This is a genomic window from Roseovarius sp. (assembly GCF_018066915.1).
Taxonomy (GTDB): Bacteria; Pseudomonadota; Alphaproteobacteria; order Rhodobacterales; family Rhodobacteraceae; genus Roseovarius.
Genome location: NZ_JAGPVV010000200.1, coordinates 1 through 19,180, shown reverse-complemented (window position 1 = coordinate 19,180; position 19,180 = coordinate 1). Strand labels below are relative to the sequence as shown.

15 protein-coding genes are annotated in these 19,180 nt (G+C 64.7%); 8 read left to right on the top strand and 7 right to left on the bottom strand.

Going from position 1 to position 19,180, the window contains the following annotated elements:
- Positions 1-3 precede the first annotated feature (3 nt).
- The 4 genes from KBT70_RS10935 to KBT70_RS10920 all read right to left on the bottom strand — a co-directional run bounded on the left by KBT70_RS10935 (position 4) and on the right by KBT70_RS10920 (position 5,559).
- On the bottom strand, positions 4-615 hold the full coding sequence (locus KBT70_RS10935) for a hypothetical protein (protein ID WP_296632821.1): 612 nt from the start codon (positions 613-615) through the stop codon (positions 4-6).
- A 27-nt stretch (positions 616-642) separates the two neighbouring features.
- Entirely contained in the window at positions 643-1,929 is a 1,287-nt protein-coding gene (locus KBT70_RS10930) for an ABC transporter substrate-binding protein (RefSeq protein WP_296632818.1), read from the bottom strand.
- A gap of 93 nt (positions 1,930-2,022) precedes the next feature.
- Entirely contained in the window at positions 2,023-3,393 is a 1,371-nt protein-coding gene (locus KBT70_RS10925) for a hypothetical protein (protein WP_296632815.1), read from the bottom strand.
- A gap of 141 nt (positions 3,394-3,534) precedes the next feature.
- Positions 3,535-5,559 (bottom strand): hypothetical protein, encoded by a 2,025-nt coding sequence (locus KBT70_RS10920; protein ID WP_296632813.1) that lies wholly within the window; start codon positions 5,557-5,559, stop codon positions 3,535-3,537.
- Between the two features lie 148 nt (positions 5,560-5,707).
- Here KBT70_RS10920 and KBT70_RS10915 point away from each other — a divergent pair, with 148 nt between their 5' ends.
- On the top strand, positions 5,708-6,403 hold the full coding sequence (locus KBT70_RS10915) for a thiamine diphosphokinase (protein ID WP_296632810.1): 696 nt from the start codon (positions 5,708-5,710) through the stop codon (positions 6,401-6,403).
- On the top strand, positions 6,400-8,034 hold the full coding sequence (locus tag KBT70_RS10910; protein ID WP_296632808.1) for a hypothetical protein: 1,635 nt from the start codon (positions 6,400-6,402) through the stop codon (positions 8,032-8,034). The genes KBT70_RS10915 and KBT70_RS10910 overlap by 4 nt, the downstream gene beginning before the upstream one ends.
- Here KBT70_RS10910 and KBT70_RS10905 read toward each other — a convergent pair.
- A complete protein-coding gene (locus KBT70_RS10905) occupies positions 8,031-8,612 on the bottom strand; it encodes a DUF1285 domain-containing protein (RefSeq protein WP_296632805.1) in 582 nt (193 codons plus the stop codon). The two genes, KBT70_RS10910 and KBT70_RS10905, sit on opposite strands and share 4 nt — an antisense overlap.
- A gap of 69 nt (positions 8,613-8,681) precedes the next feature.
- On the opposite strand from KBT70_RS10905, the gene KBT70_RS10900 reads away from it, so the two are divergent.
- The 4 genes from KBT70_RS10900 to KBT70_RS10885 are packed head-to-tail and all read left to right on the top strand — an operon-like array spanning position 8,682 to position 15,373.
- Positions 8,682-9,689 (top strand): MoxR family ATPase, encoded by a 1,008-nt coding sequence (locus KBT70_RS10900; RefSeq protein ID WP_296632802.1) that lies wholly within the window; start codon positions 8,682-8,684, stop codon positions 9,687-9,689.
- Between the two features lies 1 nt (position 9,690).
- The gene (locus KBT70_RS10895) at positions 9,691-10,575 is read left to right on the top strand and encodes a DUF58 domain-containing protein (RefSeq protein ID WP_296632799.1); all 885 of its coding nucleotides are present in this window, start codon (positions 9,691-9,693) and stop codon (positions 10,573-10,575) included.
- The gene (locus tag KBT70_RS10890; protein WP_296632797.1) at positions 10,572-13,328 is read left to right on the top strand and encodes a DUF4159 domain-containing protein; all 2,757 of its coding nucleotides are present in this window, start codon (positions 10,572-10,574) and stop codon (positions 13,326-13,328) included. The genes KBT70_RS10895 and KBT70_RS10890 overlap by 4 nt, the downstream gene beginning before the upstream one ends.
- Positions 13,325-15,373 (top strand): hypothetical protein, encoded by a 2,049-nt coding sequence (locus KBT70_RS10885; RefSeq protein ID WP_296632794.1) that lies wholly within the window; start codon positions 13,325-13,327, stop codon positions 15,371-15,373. Before KBT70_RS10890 ends, KBT70_RS10885 begins: the two co-directional genes overlap by 4 nt.
- A 9-nt stretch (positions 15,374-15,382) precedes the next feature.
- Here the strand turns inward: KBT70_RS10885 and KBT70_RS10880 are convergent, their stop codons facing one another.
- Positions 15,383-15,736 (bottom strand): hypothetical protein, encoded by a 354-nt coding sequence (locus KBT70_RS10880; protein ID WP_296632790.1) that lies wholly within the window; start codon positions 15,734-15,736, stop codon positions 15,383-15,385.
- 35 nt (positions 15,737-15,771) lie between these two features.
- Entirely contained in the window at positions 15,772-16,491 is a 720-nt protein-coding gene (locus tag KBT70_RS10875) for a DUF599 domain-containing protein (RefSeq protein WP_296632786.1), read from the bottom strand.
- Between the two features lie 81 nt (positions 16,492-16,572).
- Here KBT70_RS10875 and KBT70_RS10870 point away from each other — a divergent pair, with 81 nt between their 5' ends.
- Complete coding sequence (locus KBT70_RS10870; protein ID WP_296632783.1) at positions 16,573-18,006, top strand: FAD-linked oxidase C-terminal domain-containing protein; 1,434 nt, start codon at positions 16,573-16,575, stop codon at positions 18,004-18,006.
- A 60-nt stretch (positions 18,007-18,066) separates the two neighbouring features.
- A partial coding sequence (glcE, locus tag KBT70_RS10865; protein ID WP_296632778.1) for a glycolate oxidase subunit GlcE occupies positions 18,067-19,180 on the top strand: 1,114 nt, incomplete at its 3' end.

The following is a 19,180-nucleotide window of genomic DNA, read 5'->3' as shown; positions in this document are numbered from 1 at the left end:
ACGTCATTGCGCGGCAAACTCCAGCCCGCCCATCAGGATACGGTCATCTTCGGTCAGGGTCACGATCTGCCCATGCTTGCGCTCGAGCGCGCGGGCGACCACCTCGTTGCGCGGCTCCCAGTTATAGTCCTTGTCCCAGGCCACCGGCGCCCAAGTCAGCCGCCCGCCCTTGCGCCAAGGGTCAAGAACGATCCCCTCGCGGAAACCGTCGCCCTTGGCGCTGATGATCGCGGTGCTGTGTTCCAGTCGAAAGGCGTTGTCGGCATTGGCCACAGCCCGGTGCAGATCGAGCGTCTGGAAATTCTCGAGCTTGAGCCGGTCCTCCATATCCCGCGCCCAATGCCAGCAGAGGCCGCGCGGTTTCAGCCCCATGTTGACCTTGGTGTTATGCACGATGGGCGGATCGGTGATCTCGTATTCCAGCGCAAGGCGGTGGCTGTGTTCATAGGAGATGCGCGCGGCGCGCGCCGCCTCTTCCGGGTCTACCTGCGGCCCAAGCCCACGGATCGCCGCCGCGAGCCGCGTCACATCCTCGGCATCGGGGGGCGGGGGCGGCGCGCCGCACCCCGCCAGAACCGACGCTGCCAGACCTAAAAGAACAAGTCGCCGCTTCACGTTATTGCCCCGCTTGTCAAACCCGCCTCAGAGCGGCTGCGCCGTGTAATCCACCTCGTCGGGATAGAGCGTATCCTCGATCGAGGTGCGATGCACGCGCACCAGTTTTCCGCCCTGCACCTGGCTGATATTCTGATGGCCAAAGACCTGATGCGTCTTGCCGTTGAAAATCTTGTCACCCTGCGGATGCGCAAGGCTCTCGGGCAGGGTGGTCATTGCCTCGACCGCCTCGATCAGCGCGGCACGGTCCTGTGGCCCGGTATAGCCCGCCGCCTCCATCCCCGCCTTGATCACATGCAGCGTTTCCCAGCAGCCGAACATATGCGCATAGGTGGACACGTCGCGCGGGTCACTGACCGATGCGCCGTGTTCATTGACACCCACCGCCGCGCGATAGGCGGTCTCATGGTCGCTTTGATCCGGTTGCTGGTCGCGGCACATGCCTTCCCAGAAATAGCTGTTTTCAAGGAATTCCAGACCGGGGCTGTCAATCGCCACCGCTTCCAGACTGTCGATAAAGCCAAAGAGCGCCGGACCCTGCCCGCCAAAGAACTCACCCAGTTCCTTGACGAATGTCAGCACGGCAGGCCCGACCATGACGTGATAGAGCACCTCGGTATCGCGCGGGATCTTGGGGAAGTACTTGGTAAAGGATGTCTCGGACGGCGGGATCGCGATATGCGCCAGCACCTCGCCGCCCTGCGCCTCGATCGCTTGGGTAAAGAAATCGCGGTGATCGTGGCCGAATGCGAAATCCGGGAACACCATCGTGACCTTCTTGCCTAGGTTCGCGGCCACATAGGGGGCCATCGCCTGAACCTGACTCTTCACATCGGTGATGCCCGGTTGCAGCGTGTAGCGGTTGAGCATGCCAGAGGCCACGTGATGCCCCTCGGAGACCACGAAATACGGCAGCTTCAACTCGCCAGCGCGCGGCGCAGAGCCGATGACGACATGGCTGAAGAGCGTGCCAAAGCCGATATCGCAGCCATGTTGATTGGCGAATTTCTCGACCACTTCGGCCCCGCGCTTGGGGTCGGTGCCATCATCCTCGGCCACGATCTCGACCATGCGGCCATTGATGCCGCCGCCTTCGTTGATCAGCTTGACCGCCGCTTGCGTGGTGCGGTCATACCAGCGGCCATAGGCGGCCCCGATGCCGGTGCGATGCACCTGAAAGCCGATCTTGATGGGGGAAGCGGTCTGCGCATGGCTATAGCGCGCCCAGAGCGGCAGGGTTGCCGCGGCAACGCCACCGGCCAGCGCCCCGCGCCGCGTGATGCCAGTTTTCTGGTCAAGTTTCGGGGTGTTCATCGCGCATCCTCCAGAGATCAGTCGCAGTCAGAGGGCAAATGCCGCACCTGCACACCTTGCGCAACCCCCTTGGGGTTGTCCAGCGGTTACATGTCACGCCCCGCGCGGTGTGGCGAGGAGCCAGAGGCCAAAGACCGTATAAGCAACCATGAAGAGGGCGAGCGGGACCTGACCCAGCACCGCGCGCCCCCGCCCATCGCCCGCGCGCATCGCCAGCGCATGCGCGAGCAGAATGGCAATCACATGCCCCGCCACCACCGCCCCGGCCTGTGTCATCCAGATCAGCTTGACCGGGCCGGGCGTGTTAAGGAATCCGGCGGAAATTGTAAGGTCTGTAAGGTCAAGCGCCCGCGCGAGGGCGGCCAAGACATACTGTCCATCGACCAGAAACGCGGTCAGGTAATGCGCGATATGATAGGCCAGCGCGATTGGCAGGATGGTGGGCGCATAGAGACAGAAAAGCCCCCGCAAGGGGCGCGGTTGCCCGCCCGCCAGCCGCTCGCCCAGCCAGAGCGCCATGGCGAAGACCGCTATAAGTGCCGCATTGGCCGCCAAGAGCCCCAAGATGTTGGGGATAATGACTGCCGAGCGCCCCGGGAATTCCAGCGGGTTGATCCCGAGCAGACCGAGCCAAAGAAAGGTCTCGTTCACCCCGTCAAAACTGCCCGATCCGAGCAGGATAAGGCAAAAGACCGCAAGTCCAAGACTGACCTTCGGCCCCGTCAGTATCTGCCAGCCGGACAGCCCGATGGATGTATAACCCTTTGAAAAGCCAATGAAAGAAACCCGACGATAGGCGCGCATCAGCACCGTGATCGCCTCGGCCCGCACCAGCCAGATCGGGCCGAAGAGCACCATTCCGGTCAGCATCGCATACCAATAGAACCCCACCACCACCGCCAGCCGCCCCGGATCGGTGGGGGCGGGATCGGCCATGAGAAACCCGGAAAAAGCGAGGAATCCCAATACACTAGGCCAATATCCCAGGGCGCGCGGATAGCGCAGCGGCGCGCGCAGGCCCGTGAGGCGGTGCAACAGGGCCCCCACTCCGACCCAAGGATTGATCCAGCGCCAGAGATCGCCCACCAGCCCCTGAAGCGTGACCAGCGCAATCCAGAACACCACCCAGATCGCCAGAGGCAGCGGGTTGACGCCCGGATCGCCCGGCCCCACCAACCCGCGCCAGACCAGCCACCCAAGCAGGGCTGTCACCGCGAGGTTGAGACAATAGCGATATAAAACAGTAGGTTGCAGGCGGAATAGCGCGATAGGCTGGAACAGCCGCTCGGCAAATTCCCCCGGCAGAACGGCCAAAAGCGCCACGGTCAGCGCCACGGTGATACCCCCGGCGGCAATGTAGATATCGGTGGGCAGCAAGAGAACAAACCCCTGTTCGCCCGCATGCGCCCAGACCGCCCCCGCCGTCAGCGCCAGAAATACCCCGCCCAGCATGATTGCGCGCATGCGCCTGTCCCCGATTTCCCAGCCCCGGAAAGTCTGGCCTTTCCCCGAGGTGCGGGAAAGGGGCAAATCGCCTCACGCAAACGAAAACCCCCGCACCAGAGGCACGGGGGCGTCACCGTTCACCACACAAGGACGTTGCGTTCAGCCCGCGTGGCGGCGGCCTGTCGCGCGAAACTCGGTTTCTTCGGTCACGGCAAAGCGCCCACCGGCCAGCTTTTGCAGCTTGCCCTGCCGCAGCAACTGCCCAAAGGAACGCAAACCATCCTCGCGCGAGAAGCGATCCTGCTCGACTTCCTTGAGCTTGCCCATCAGCATCGGGCGCGAGAACTGCGGGCGTCCCTCGACATCGGAGAGATAGGCCGCCGCCGCCTCGAGCAGGTCGGGCAGGCTGCTTGCGCCCACTTCCTCAGCAAAGGCGCTGAAACTGCCCTCGGAGGTCTGCGTGCCCACCTCGACCTCGAGATCGGCGGCAGAGATGCGGCGCGGGCGGATGGGCGCGCGCGGTGTATCGATCCGCTGTTCCGCCACCAGTTTGAGCGGCGCGGGGCGGCTTTCTTCGGGGCGGGCAGAGCGCTCGGCCGGTGCGCCGATCTGCGGGCGGCGCGGGCGCACGACACTGGCCAGATCGCTGCGGTAGGGCGCATCATCCACATTCTCGCGCAGCGTGGAGCCTGCGCTATGTTCCGCGCGGGTGGCCGCCACGGCGGCGCGCAGATGCTGGATGGCATTGCGGCGCTGGCTGGACGCGGGAGCCTCAAGCTGCGTGTCGGTCTTGTCGAAAATACGGGTCAGGTCGCTGGAGCCGGCGGCCTCTTCAAACCGCCGCGTGCCGGGTTCCTGCGCAGGCTCTGCCACGGGTTCGGGGTGGCGGGTGACAAGCGGCGGGGTCGGTTCGGTTTCGGCAACGGTGTCGTCGTCGTCGTCGCTGTCGTCGTCCAGCAAGGCATCATTGGCCAGAACATCCTCCGGCTCGGCGTCGGGGAGGGCTGAGTCTTCCAGTGCCAATTCGGCCTCGACCTCGGCCAGTTCACGCTGCAACTCGGCCTCTTCCTCGGGGCTGAGCACCGCGCTCTCGGCACCAAAGAGGTTTTCGTCGGCACCGTCGAAATCGTCGTCGTCCTCGTCTTCTTCAAAGATACCTTCGGCCACGGCGGCCTCGAACTCGGCGCGCTTGACCTTGATCACGCGGGCGAGCGGCGGGGTCTCGGGTTTGGCCTCGGGGGTTGGGACGGCTTTGGGTTCGGTCGGGGCGGCGTCGGCCATCAGCGCGGCCAGCGTATCCTCGAATTCGTCCGCCTCTGCCGTGTCGGCGTCGTCCTCTGCCAGATCCTCGTCCATCCGGGCCTCTTGGACAGGCTCCGGGGCAGAGGCGGCGAAAAGGATCGCGTCAAAATCGACCTGCTCTTCTTCTTCTGCCTCGCGTGCGATGGATTCGGCGCGGTCATCCTCGGCCAGAACGGCGCTCAGATCCTCGGCAACAGTGTCGAGGAAATCCTGCGCGTGCTCGTCTTCGGTATATTCGGCGTCAGAGGTTTCGGCCTCTTGCGCCACGACCGAGCGGATGCGGCTGAGCTTGGCGGCGATGCTTTCGCTATCGGGAGCCGCTGCGGCGGGCGCGATGCGCAGCTCTTGCTCCAGCCCCTCGGGCTGTTCGGGGGCCTCGCTTGCGACGGGCTCGGGCATCTCTGCGACAGGCTCTGCAACGGGCTCTTCGGGCAGGCTGGCAAGCTCTTGGGCGGCTTCGTCGGTGTCCACCGCCTCGGGTGCGGCCTCTGGTTCGGCGGCGGCCACGGGCTGTGGCGCGGGGGCGGTTTGGGTCATCTCGGGGGCGACTTCGGGCGCTTCCGGCTCTGGTGCGGCCTGAGGCGCTGGGGCCGGGGCCACCAGGGGCGCGCGCAGGACCGGCTGATCGCTTGCGGCGCGCAACACGATCTTGCCGCGTTCTTCATGTGCCTCAACGCGCCGGGCGATTTCCCGCTCGGCGATTCGCGCCAGCATTTCGGCATCGGGGGTGGGTGGCTCTGCTCCGAAATACCGGTCATCCGCCGCCAGATCGCGAAAATACTCCGCAATCGCCTTCATCGTATCAAAGGAATCGTCAAATCCCTCTAACGTGCACGAAAATGTGCCGTAGGAGACCGTCAGTATCTTATTTGAACCAACCATAATATGTGCTCGCTTTGCTTGCCTGCAAAGACAGGGTTTACCATGACGCCATAGACGAAAGCGGTCCGATTCTTGGATTTTTACCGTATCATTTCGTGTTCAGAATGTGACATCAGGTACGTTAACGCAACGATAACAGGTAAAGTTGATGATTGTTCGCGAAATAGAACCTGTGATCCTGATTGGCGGGGCATCTTTCCCCGAGGGGCAGGTTAACCTTGGCCTGAGACACGCCGGGGTCGTGATCGCCGCGGACAGTGGCGCCGATAGCGCGCTGGAGCATGGGGTCATGCCAAAGGCGGTGATCGGCGATTTCGACAGTATTTCGCAATCGGCCCGCGCCGCAATCCCCGAGGCGGCGCAGTTTCCGGACCCGGATCAGGAGACCACGGATTTCGAAAAATGCCTGAGGGCGATTTCCGCCCCGCTCATTCTTGGGCTGGGGTTTTGTGGCGACCGGATGGATCATCAACTGGCGGCCTGCACCGCGCTGGCGCGCCATCCCTGGCAACGCTGTATTCTCTTGGGCGCGCGAGACCTGATGTTTCTCTGCCCGCCTTCGCTCAACCTGCCGCTGCCAGAGGGCACCCGCGTTTCGCTCTTTCCAATGGGCGCGGTCGAGGGAGTGTCGCAGGGGCTGCAATGGCCGATCGGTGGCCTCAACCTTGCGCCGGATGGGCGCATCGGCACGTCGAACGCAGCAGTTGGGCCGGTGCATCTGGCGGTGACAGCCCCCAAGATGCTGGTGATCCTGCCGCTTGAGATGCTCGACATCACGGTTGCGGCGCTAGGTGCAACGGTTGCCTATTGGCCCGGTCCCGCCACGGGGAGCGGGCGCGCATGACCCTGACAGCACGCCTCATGGCATGGGTCGATGCCGTTGTCCTTGATCTTGGGCGGCAGATGCGCTGGACCTTTCTGCCGCCTCTGATGATCTATTTCGCCGCCGGGTTTTCCGGGCTGACGATGATTGTCGGCACGTTTTTCGTGAAGGAATATCTCGATCTTTCGGCGGCCTATCTGGCGGGGCTTGCCTTTTGGGCGGGGCTGCCTTGGGCGCTCAAGATGCCGTTGGGGCATCTGGTGGACATCATCTGGCGGTGGAAATGGTTGTTGGTCTATGTCGGGGCCGGGCTGATCGGGCTGTCGGTGCTGATCATGTATCTGCTGCTCACCCGGACCGAGGCGATGGTGGCGATCATGCCGATGGGCGCGTGGTATGTCACCTCTTACATTCTGGCCCCTTGCGGGCTGGTCATTCAGGACGCGGTGGCCGATGCCATGTCGGTCGAGGCGGTGCCGCGATTTGACGCGGACGGGCAGGCGATTGATCTGGACACGGCGCGGGCGCTGCATACCACCATGCAGACGCTGGGGCGTTTTGCGCTGATTTCCGGCACGCTCGCGGTGGCGGCGCTCAATATCTACATGTTCGAGGGGATCGAGGCGCTGGGCCCGGAGGCCAAGCGCGCGACCTATGCGCTCATTTACCTTGCGGCGCTGTCGATTCCGTTGGTGTCGGTGTCGGGTGTGCTCTTGGCGGCGTGGCAGAAACACCGCCTGCACAAGCGGCTGCGCCACACCGGGCTGAGCGAGGCGGAGGCGGACACGCTCTTTGAGCGGCCGGGAGAAAAGACGCGGGCGAACCCGTGGTATTTCATCGGTGGTGCCGGGTTTGTGGCGCTGTCGCTGAGCATTGGTCTGAGCGACATTCCTTTCGGCCAAGAGATCATCTTTGCCGGGTCCATGGTGATCGTGCTCTTGCTCATGCGGCAGCTTGTGGCGGTGTTGCCGGTGGCGCAGGCGCGCACGCTGGTGGGCACGGCGGTGATCATCTTCATGTTTCGCGCCACGCCCCGCCCGGGTGATGGCTATACGTGGTTTTCCATCGACCTCTTGGCGTTCGATCAACAGTTTCTGTCGGTGCTCTCGCTCATCACCTCGGTTCTGACGCTGGCGGGGATGGTGATCCTGCGCCCGCTGATGGCGGATCGCAGCATTGTCTATATCGTGGTGCTGCTCACGCTGATCGGGGGAGTTCTGTCGCTGCCCAACATCGGGCTCTATTATGGGGTGCAGGAGATCACGGCGGCGCTGACCGGCGGCATTGTCGATGCCCGGTTCATCGCCATTCTGGATACGGCCATTGAATCGCCGCTGGGCCAGGTTGCCATGATCCCGATGCTGGCCTGGATCGCGCGCAATGCGCCGGACAATCTCAAGGCCACGTTCTTTGCCGTGATGGCGTCGTTTACCAATCTGGCGCTCTCGGCGAGTTCGCTGCTGACCAAATATCTCAACGAGATCTTCATCGTCACGCGCGAGGTGCGGGATGCTGCGACCGGCCAGATTACCACACCTGCGGATTACAGTGCCTTGGGCCTGCTCTTGATTACCGTCACGGTGATCACTGTCGGCCTGCCGCTCTTGACGGTGTTTGTCATTCAGCGTTCACCGCTGCGCAGCCGGGATTAGGGCAAGTCCGCCTCTGGGATGACCGGAAAGAACTGACCACCGGACCAGAGGCCGAACCAGCCCTCGTGCCGGTCGCCGATGTCGACAAGGCGATAAAAGCTCTTGCGGTCGATCAGTGCCTCGAGATTGGCGCGCACCAGCACATAGGGTGACGGCTCTCCGGTTTCGGGATCGCGGGTGACGCGGATGGGGTGATCGGGGCCGGCGGTCACGTGATCGCCTACGTTCGTTTCAAACCGCAGGGTTTGCGCCGCGCCGGTGCCTTCGGATTCGAAATCCACGGCCACGAAAGGCGCGTCATCGACGGTGATCCCCACCTTCTCAACCGGTGTGACCAAAAAATAAGCGTCGCCATCGCGGCGCAGGATGGTGGAGAAAAGCCGCACCAGTTCGGGCCGCCCGATGGGGGTGCCAAGATAGAACCACGTGCCATCGCGCGCGATCCGCATGTCCAGATCGCCGCAAAACGGCGGATTCCACAAATGCACGGGCGGCAGCCCCTTGCCCTTGGCCCGCACCGCACGCGCAGAGGCAGCGATTCCCTCGGCTGACGGGCTTGTGACGGAATCTTTGCTCATTGCTTTTGCCATTTCTGTCCCAAGCTATACACTCCTATGTAACGATATAGGTCTGACGGGAGTTTTGCCATGACCGATGACACTGATCTCTTGGCCGGTCTCGAGGCGCTCGAGGGGAAATTGGCCCAAGCGCGGGCTTCGATCACCCGGCGGTTCATCGGGCAGGAGCGGGTTGTCGACCTGTCCTTGTCGGCGCTTTTGTGTGGGGGTCACGGCCTTCTGATCGGTCTGCCCGGTCTGGGCAAGACGCGGCTGGTCGAGACCTTGGGCACGGTCATGGGGCTGCACACCAACCGGGTGCAATTCACGCCAGACCTGATGCCCGCCGACATTCTGGGCAGCGAAGTGCTGGAAACCGCCGAAGATGGCAAACGCGCGTTCAAGTTCATCGAGGGGCCGGTGTTCTGTCAGCTTTTGATGGCCGACGAGATCAACCGCGCCAGCCCGCGGACCCAATCCGCGCTGTTGCAGGCGATGCAGGAACGCACGGTGACGGTGGCCGGTGTCAGCCGCCCGCTGGGCACGCCGTTCCATGTGCTGGCGACACAGAACCCGATTGAGCAAGAGGGCACCTATCCGCTGCCCGAGGCGCAGTTGGACCGCTTCTTGGTGCAGATCGAGGTGCCCTATCCGGACCGCGACACCGAGCGGGCCATCCTCTTGGCGACCACGGGGGCCACGGAAGAGGTGGCGCATGGCGTCTTTACCCCGTCCGAGTTGATTGCCGCGCAACGGATGCTGCGGCGGATGCCGGTGGGCGAAAAGGTGATGGAGACGATTCTGGACCTCGTGCGCGCCTGTCGCCCCGAGGATGCAAGCGCCGCCGATACGGTGCGTTCGAGTGTGGCTTGGGGGCCGGGGCCGCGGGCGGCGCAGGCGCTAATGCTCACGGTGCGGGCGCGGGCGATGTTGCAAGGGCGGCTTGCGCCAGATGCCAGCGACGTGGCGGCCATGGCGCAGCCGGTTCTGGGGCACCGGATGGCGCTCAATTTCGCGGCGCGCGCGCGGGGCGAGAGCCTGGCCGCGTTGATTGCCCGCACGGTCGAGGATGTGACCCGCGTGCAGGCCGCCGCCTGAGATGGCCGATCTCGCCCTCAATCCCCTGCGCCCGCGCGCCGAGGCCGAAGCGAGCCGCCTGCCGCCTCTCTTGGCGCAGGCGGAACTGCTCGCGCGCACGGTGCTCTTGGGCGAGCATGGGCGGCGGCGGGCGGGGGCGGGAGATGATTTCTGGCAATATCGCCCGGTGCAACCCGGTGACAGCCGCCGGATGATCGACTGGCGCCGCTCTGGGCGCTCGGACGTGCAATTCGTGCGGCAGCGGGAATGGCAGATCGCGCAGAGCGTGATGCTCTGGGTCGATCCCGCCGCCTCCATGCGATTTGCCAGCGACAAGAGCCTGCCCGACAAGGCGGATCGCGCGCGGCTTTTGGCGCTTGCGGTGGCGATTTTGCTCGTGCGCGGCGGCGAGCGGGTGGGGCTCACGGGCGGTTCCCTGCCGCCCCGGCGCGGCGAGGTGCAGGTGGCGCGACTGGCCGAAGCGCTGATGCGCGAGAGTGCCGAGGATTACGCCAGCCCCGACATGTCGGGCCTGATCCCGCATGGCCGCGCGCTGTTGATTTCGGATTTCATGGGCGATCTGGTGCCTCTGCGCGACGCGCTGACGGCAGCGGCGGATCGGGGCGTGCGTGGGTTGCTCTATCAGGTGCTCGACCCCGCCGAAGAGGCCTTTCCCTACACAGGTCGCACCATTTTCGAGAGCGTGGGCGGCACCCTTGCGCATGAGACCCTGAAGGCCGGTGATCTGCGCGCGCGCTATCTGGAGCGTCTGGCCGAACGCAAGGACGCGCTCGGCGCGCTCTGTCATGCAACCGGCTGGCGCTATGGCTGTCATCATACCGGCGAGAGTGCGCAATCGGCGCTCTTGTGGCTGCATGGGGCAATGGCCGGGGGGCCGGGCGCATGATCTTGGGCCCTATCGGATTTGCCGTGCCATGGCTTCTTTGGGGGCTGGTCGCCTTGCCGATCCTCTGGATCATCTTGCGCGCCGTGCCGCCCGCGCCGATCCGGCGGCGCTTTCCCGCCGTGGCGCTGCTCTTGGGCCTGCGGGACGAAGATCACGTCAGCGACCGCACCCCTTGGTGGCTCTTGCTGCTCCGGATGCTGGCGGTGGCGGCGGTGATCGTGGGTCTTGCTGGGCCGGTGCTCAATCCCCGCGACGAGGGGGCAGCGCGGGCCACGGGGCCGCTCTTGATCCTCATGGATGGCAGTTGGGCCAGTGCCCGCGACTGGGCCGCGCAAACGGCGGTGATCGACGCGATGCTGGCCGAGGCGGGGCGCGATGGGCGGCCTGCGGCGCTGATGCAACTCAGCGATCCGCAAGCGCCGGTGTTTCAGGCGGCGGACAGCCTGCGCGCACGGGTGCCGGGGCTGATCCCCGCCCCTTGGCCTGTGACGCCAGAGGGGATGGCGCGCGCCGTGGACCTGTTGGGCGAGAGCCAATTCGAGACGCGCTGGTTTTCGGACGGACTGGCCGGAGAGGGGCGCGCACCGCTTCTTGAAGCGCTCGAGGCGCGCGGGCCTGTCACCGTGCATGAAAGCCCGCGTCCGGTGCTGGCGCTGACCCCGCCGACGCTGGAAGACGGGCAAATCCAATTGCGCGCGTTGCGCGCTGTGCCGGGGCCGGTGCGCGAGATTGCGGTCAACGCCCACGGGCTTGATCCTGCCGGGGTGTCGCGGGTGCTGGCCACCCTGCCGATGACCTTTGACGAGGGTGTTGTTGAGGCGCGCGGTGCACTGTCGCTGCCACCTGAGTTGCGCGCCCGTGTCACGCGGTTCGAGATTGCGGGCGAGGCGCAGGCGGGGGCCGTCAGCCTCACCGATGATGGGCTGAAACGGCGTGAAGTGGCGCTGATCGCGGGGCGCGACGATCGTGAAGGTCTCGAACTGCTATCCCCGCTGCATTATCTCGAACAGGCGTTGAGCCCCACCGCGGACCTCTTGGAAGGGGGGCTGATGGATGTGCTGCCGGCCAATCCCGATGTGATCGTGCTGGCCGATGTGGCGACGCTCTCGGGCGCGGAACAGGCGGCGTTGCTGGACTGGGCCGACAAGGGCGGGATGCTCTTGCGCTTTGCCGGGCCGCGCGTGGCGGCGAGCGATGTCTCGCGCAGCGAGGAAGACCCGCTGATGCCGGTGCGCCTGCGCGCGGGCGGGCGCACGGTGGGCGGTGCGATGAGCTGGGGCGAGCCCAAGACGCTGGCCCCATTCATTGAGGGCAGCCCGTTTCAGGGGCTGGCCATTCCGGGCGATGTGACCGTCAGCGCGCAGGTGATGGCGCAGCCTGATCCGACGCTGGCCGACCGGGTGATTGCACAGTTGAGCGATGGCACGCCGCTGGTCACGCGCAAGCGGATCGGGGCGGGGCAGGTGGTGCTCTTTCATGTCACCGCCAATGCCGAATGGTCGAGCCTGCCGCTCTCGGGGCTGTTCGTGCAGATGCTGGAACGTCTGGCTGTGTCGTCCGCCATGGCACCGCCCGATGCGGGCGAACTGGCGGGAACCACGTGGCAACCGCTGGCAGTGCTGGATGGGTTCGGCAGGCTTGATGAGGCGGACACGCGCCCCGGTGTGGCGGGCGAGCGGCTCTTGTCAGCGCCGCTTGGCCCCGATCTCTGGCCCGGTCTTTATGAGGGGCCGGAGCGCAGCTTGGCGCGCAACGTGATCGCGGCCGACACGACGCTCAGCCCGGTGGTGTGGCCTGCACGGGTGGCGGTCGAGGGGCTGGAGCGTGCGCCCGAGACGCCGCTGGGCGGCTGGTTGCTGGCCGCCGCCCTGATGCTGCTGACCGCCGATATTCTCGCCTCTCTGGCGCTCTCGGGGCGGCTCTGGCCTGCGCGGGCGGTGGCGATGCTGGCCCTTGCGCTCAGCCTTGGACTGGCCCCCGAGGCGCGGGCGCAGGACGATGCGCGCGCGCTCTTGGCGACCGAAGAATTGGCGCTGGCCCATGTCGTGACCGGGGATGCGCGGCTCGATGATACGGCGCGCGCCGGGCTGCGCGGCTTGGGTCAAGTGCTCAATTTCCGCACTTCGGTCGAGCCGGCAGAGCCGATTGCCGTCGATCTCGAGCGCGACGATCTGACGTTTTTCCCGATCCTCTACTGGCCGATCAGTGCCGATCAGCCGACGCCCTCGGCAGAGGCCTATGTCAAGCTCAACGACTATTTGCGCAACGGCGGTCTCATTCTCTTTGACACGCGCGATGCCGATGTTGCCGGGTTCGGTGCGGCGACGCCAAATGGCGCGCGGTTGCAACGGATCGCGGCGCCGCTGGATATTCCGCCGCTCGAACCCCTGCCCGAGGATCATGTGCTTACGCGGACCTTTTATCTCTTGACCGATTTTCCGGGGCGTCATTCGGGCCGGGCGGTCTGGGTCGAGGCGGCCCCGCCCGATGCCGAACAGATCGAGGGCATGCCGTTTCGCAATCTCAACGACGGGGTGACGCCGGTGGTGATCGGTGGCAATGACTGGGCGGCGGCCTGGGCAGTAAACGAGCGGGGCGATCCGATGTTTCCTGTGGGGCGCGGCTATGCCGGAGAGCGGCAAAGGGAACTGGCCTATCGCTTTGGGGTCAATCTGGTGATGCATGTGCTGACCGGCAATTACAAATCCGATCAGGTGCATGTGCCCGCACTTCTCGACAGGTTGGGCCAATGACCGGAAGCGTGGTGTTTGATCCTCTTTTGCCGGTCTGGCTGATTGCAGCACTTGGGGCGCTGGTGCTGGCGGGTTTGGCGCTGGCGCTCTGGCGGGGGCTGGCGGGCTGGCCGCTCCGGGCACTTGCCGGGCTGGTGATCCTTGGGGCGCTGATGGGTCCGGCCTATCAGCAAGAGGAACGCACCGCCCTCAGCGATATCGTTCTGATCGTCGAGGATGAAAGCGCCAGTCAGGGATTGGCGGATCGCGCCACGCGCACGGCGGAGGCGGCTGATATTCTGACCGCGCGTCTGGAGGCGCGCCCCAATACCGAGGTGCGCCGCGTGCGGGTGCCGGATGCGCCCGAGAATGGCGGCACCCAGGCGATGACCGCGCTGGCACAGGCGATGGCCGAGGAACCGCTGGGCCGCATTGCCGGGGTCATCCTGCTCTCGGATGGGCGTATTCACGATGTCGAGCGGGCACCGGACATTCCCGCGCCGCTGCATCTCTTGCACACGGGGCGCGAGGGCGATTGGGACCGGCGTTTGCGGATCGACAATGCGCCTGCCTTTGCCATTCTGGGCGAAGAGGTGCAAATGACCCTGACCGTCACGGATGAGGGCGCCGCCCCTGCAGGCGTGACCACCGTGCCGCTTGATATTTCCGTGGATGGTGCCGAGTCGCGTCGCTTTGAGGTGCCTTTGGGTGAGGAAATCACCCTGCCTCTGGTCTTGCCGCATGGCGGGCGCAACGTGCTGCAATTCACCACCCCTGCTGCGCCGGGCGAGTTGACGGATCGCAACAACACGGCGCTGGTGCAGATCAACGGTGTGCGGGACCGGCTGAGCGTGCTTTTGGTCTCTGGTCAGCCGCATCCCGGCACGCGGACATGGCGCAATCTGCTGAAATCCGACAGTGCGGTTGATCTTGTGCATTTCACCATTCTGCGCCCGCCGGAAAAACAGGACGGTGTGCCGGTGCGGGAATTGTCGCTGATCGCCTTTCCCACGCGCGAGCTGTTTCTGGAAAAGGTGGATGATTTCGATCTGATCATCTTTGACCGGTATCGGCGGCGGGGTATCCTGCCCAATGTCTATCTCGAGAATATCCGCCAATATGTCGAGAATGGCGGGGCAGTTCTGTTTGCGGCGGGGCCGGATTTCGCCGGGCCAGAGAGCATTTATCGCGGTCCGTTCGAAGCGATTATCCCGGCGCGTCCCACCGCGCGTGTGGTCGAGGAAGGCTATCTGCCCAAGGTCACGGATCTGGGCGAGCGGCATCCGGTGACGGCAGGGCTTGACCGGGAGTTTGAGGGGGATTGGGGCCGCTGGCTCAGGCAGGTCGAGGTCACGCAAACGGCGGGCGATGTTGTGATGTCCGGGGCCGATGACCGGCCTTTGCTGCTGCTTGACCGGGTGGGCGAGGGGCGCGTGGCGCTCTTGGCCTCGGATCATGCTTGGCTCTGGGGGCGCGGATTCGAGGGCGGCGGGCCGCAGCTCGAACTCTTGCGGCGTCTGGCGCATTGGATGATGAAGGAACCCGAGTTGGAGGAAGAGGCGCTCTGGGCCGAAGCCACAGGACAGCAGATGCGTGTGATCCGCCGCTCTCTGACCGAGGATGTTGGCACAGTGACGATCACCACGCCATCGGGCGAGGTGATAGAGCGGCCGCTTGAAGAGGTGTCACCGGGCCGGTTCGAGACGCTGTTTGATGGGCCGGAAATTGGTCTCTATCGCCTGGAGAATGGGGATCAGAGCGCGGTTATCGGTCTGGGACCGGCGGCACCGGTTGAATTCGAGCGCACGATTGCCAGTGCCGAGGTGCTGCAACCGTCGATTGACGCGACCAACGGGGGTGTCTGGGCGTTGGAGAACGGCGTGCCTGCAATCCGTGCAGTGCGCGAAGGACGCCCCGCCGCCGGGCGCGGCTGGATCGGGATCACACCGCGCGGGGCCTACGAGACCCAAAGCCTGCGCCAGATGGCGATCCTGCCGCCCTGGCTTGTGCTGCTCTTGGTGTCGGGGTTGATCCTTGGGGGGTGGCTGCGCGAGGGGCGGAGATAGGATATCCGTTCAGGGCCTCACGTCGACCCGAAAGGGGACAGTGCTCCAGCCGTCCACCGAACAATGCGCGCGCACGAACACCTCTTGCGTGCCGTCTGGCAGGATCAGGGCGTTGAGCGACCGCGTAAAGGGCTGTTCCTCGACATGCGGGTGATGCAGCAGGCGATAGCCCAGCCGATTGCCCTTGGCATCCAGAACCTCCCATCCGTCGACATAGTGATCCCAGCCGGTATCGGGATGCAGGATGGTGACGGCGACAGTCCACGCGCCTGCGGCCTTGTCGAATTGCACGCCGAGGATTTCGGGCTGATCCGCTGCGGCGGGGCTGGCGACAAGGGCGAGGACAAGGCACAAAAATCTCATGTGCCGAGTTTAAACCAGTCTTGTGCAAAAAGCACTCACGTCTGTGTGTTCTGCTTGGGGCGATCCGGTTGCAGCAGCACCGCGCGCGATTGCGAGGCGAATTCGCGGCGCAAAAGCATCAAGGCGGTGATGCCCGTGGCCCCGATCAGCGCCTCTGGTCCCAAAAGCCATGCCGCCGCCGTGAGCGCGAAATAGATTGCCCGCAGACCCCGGTTAAAGCCGCGCGCGGCGGTGATGTTGATTTCTGCCGCCTTGCGGGCGCGCGGCAGGGCGGCGGCATCGCTCGGGTCATTGGGCACGGCGGCCATGATCACGGCGCAATAGCCAAAGAGGCGATTGGACCAGACAAACTTGAGAAACGCATTGGTGAGAAAGACGAGGATCAAGAGGATTTTCACCTCCCAGACGATGACCGGCACGGTATCGGGGGTCAGATCGTCGGCGATGCCCATCACCCGCTCCAGATCGCCCAGCATGGCGAGCGCGCCACCGATGGCGATAAGCGTGGCCGAGGCGAAAAAGGCGGTGCCCTGCCGCAGGCTGCCCAAGAGCTGCGCGTCAAAGATACGCGCGTCGCGGGCGACCATCTGCACCATCCATTCGCGGCGATACTGCGCCATCAGAAGGGTGACAGAGGGCCGCGCGCGGGGGGGATTCTCGATCAAGAGGCCAAGCCCCAGCCAAGCCAGCACCAATCCGCCCAAGGCGAGGGCATCAAGCATGCTGAAATGTGCCAGTTGATCCATCCAAATCATGCGCGCAAGCTATCCTTGTGAGGTTTGACTTGCCAGATGCAAAAATTGGTTATATTTTATTACCAATCAGGAGGAGTTATTATGGAAATGCCCGTCCCCCGGCCAGAGATTCTGGCGCGCAAGGCTGAATTGGTGGAGCGTCTGCGCGAAGTTCTGCCCGCTGATGCGGTGATTTCCGATCCGGCCGAAACGCGCGCCTATGAATGTGACGCGCTGACTGCCTATAAATGCGCGCCCCTGGTGGCGATCCTGCCGGGATCAACCAAAGAGGTCGCCGAAGCGCTGCGCATTTGTCACGAGATGGGCGTGCCGGTGGTGCCGCGCGGTTCGGGCACGTCGCTGGCAGGCGGGGCCTTGCCCACAGCGGATTGCGTGATCCTTGGGGTGGCGCGGCTGAATGCAGTGTTGGAGACCGATTACGACAACCGGTTCATTCGGGTGCAGACCGGGCGCACCAATCTGAGCGTGACCGGCGCGGTTGAAGAACATGGGTTTTTCTACGCGCCCGATCCCTCCAGTCAGCTTGCCTGTGCCATTGCCGGCAATATCGCGATGAATTCGGGCGGGGCGCATTGTCTCAAATACGGCGTCACCACCAACAACCTGATGGGTGTGACCATGGTGCTGATGGATGGCACCGTGCTGGAACTGGGCGGCGCGCATCTCGAGGCCGAAGGGCTTGACCTATTGGGCGTCGTCTGTGGGTCCGAGGGGCAATTGGGCGTCGTGACCGAGGCCACGCTGCGTATCCTGCGCAAGCCTGAGGGCGCGCGTCCCGTGCTGATCGGGTTCGATTCGAACGAGGTGGCGGGGGCTTGCGTGAGCGACATCATCAAGGCGGGCGTGCTGCCGGTGGCGATCGAGTTCATGGACCGCCCATGCATCGAGGCGACCGAGGATTTCGCCAAGGCAGGCTATCCGATGTGCGAGGCGCTGCTGATTGTCGAGGTCGAGGGTTCGGATGCCGAGATCGACGAGCAATTGGGCCTGATCGAAGAGATTGCGCGGCGGCATGATCCGGTGGAATTCCGTCAGAGCCGCTCGCCCGAGGAAAGCGCCGCGATCTGGCTGGGGCGCAAATCGGCCTTTGGCGCGATGGGGCAGATCAACGATTACATGTGTCTGGATGGCACCATCCCGGTCAGTCAACTGCCGCATGTTCTCAAGCGGATTGGCGAGCTGTCCAAGCAGTTTGGCCTGGATGTCGCCAATGTGTTTCACGCGGGCGACGGCAATATGCATCCGCTGATCCTGTTTGATGCCAACAAGCCCGGCGATCTCGAACTGTGCGAAGATCTGGGTTCCGAAATCCTCAAGCTTTGTGTCGAGGTCGGCGGATGCCTGACCGGCGAGCATGGGGTGGGGATCGAAAAGCGTGATCTGATGACGCATCAATATGCGCCCGAAGATCTAGAGGCGCAGATGGCGATCAAGGATGTGTTTGATCCCAAATGGCTGCTCAACCCGGCCAAGGTCTTTCCGCTGGCGTCCTCAGACGCGCGGCGCGCGGCCTGAGCGATCCGACCGGGGGCCTTGCCCCCGGACACATGAGTATTTTGACCAAGAAGAAGCAGCATGACACCCAACACCGAGGCAGAGCTTGCCGAGATCATCCGGGGTGCCGAAGGCCCCTTGCGCATCGAGGGGGGTGGCACGCGCCCCATTGGCGCGCCCTCGAATGGCGCGCGGCTGAGCACCGCCGCGATGCGTGGGATCACGCTCTATGAGCCCGGCGCGCTGACGCTGGTGGCGCAAGCGGGCACCCCGCTTGCGGACATCGAGACAGCGCTCGCGGCAGAGGGGCAGCGGCTGGCCTTTGAGCCGATGGATCACCGGGGATTGCTGGGCACCCAAGGCACGCCCACGATTGGCGGTGTCGTCGCCGCCAATATCAGCGGACCGCGCCGGATTCAGGCCGGGGCCTGCCGCGATTTCCTGCTGGGCGTGCGGTTTGTCGATGGGCGTGGGCAGATCGTCAAGAATGGCGGACGGGTGATGAAGAACGTCACCGGCTATGATCTGGTCAAGCTGATGGCGGGCAGTTACGGCACGCTGGGGGTTCTGACCGAAGTGGCGCTCAAGGTTCTGCCGCGCCCGCGCAGCATGGGGATGCTGCGGATCGAGGGGCTGAGCGATGCGGCCGCCGTGACCGCGCTCTGCCGGGCGCTCGCCTCGCCCTATGAGGTGTCGGGGGCGGCCCATCTGCAAGCGGGGCCGACGGGGGTGCCGGTGACGATGATCCGGCTGGAAGGGTTTGAGAATTCGGTCGCCTACCGCGCCGAGGCGCTGACACGGCTCTTGGCCGAATATGGCCCTTGGATTTTTGAGGCGGATACGGACAAGACCGATGCCGCTTGGGCGCATATCCGCGATGTTGGCCCGTTTCAGGAGCGGGCGGGCGATGTCTGGCGGGTGTCGGTCAAGCCCACCGATGCGCCGGGGGTCGTGGCCGATCTGCCGGGCGCGCAGGCGTTTTATGACTGGGGTGGAGGGCTGATCTGGCTTTTGGCGGCTGAGGGAACGGGGCTGAGTGCCGCCAAGATACGCGGTGCGGTGGCGGCGCGCGGCGGCCATGCCACGTTGATCCGTGGTGACCGCAGCCAAGGCGCGTTTCATCCGCTCTCTGCCCCGGTGGCGGCGTTGCAGGCGGGACTGCGCCAGAAATTCGATCCAAGACAAATTCTGAACC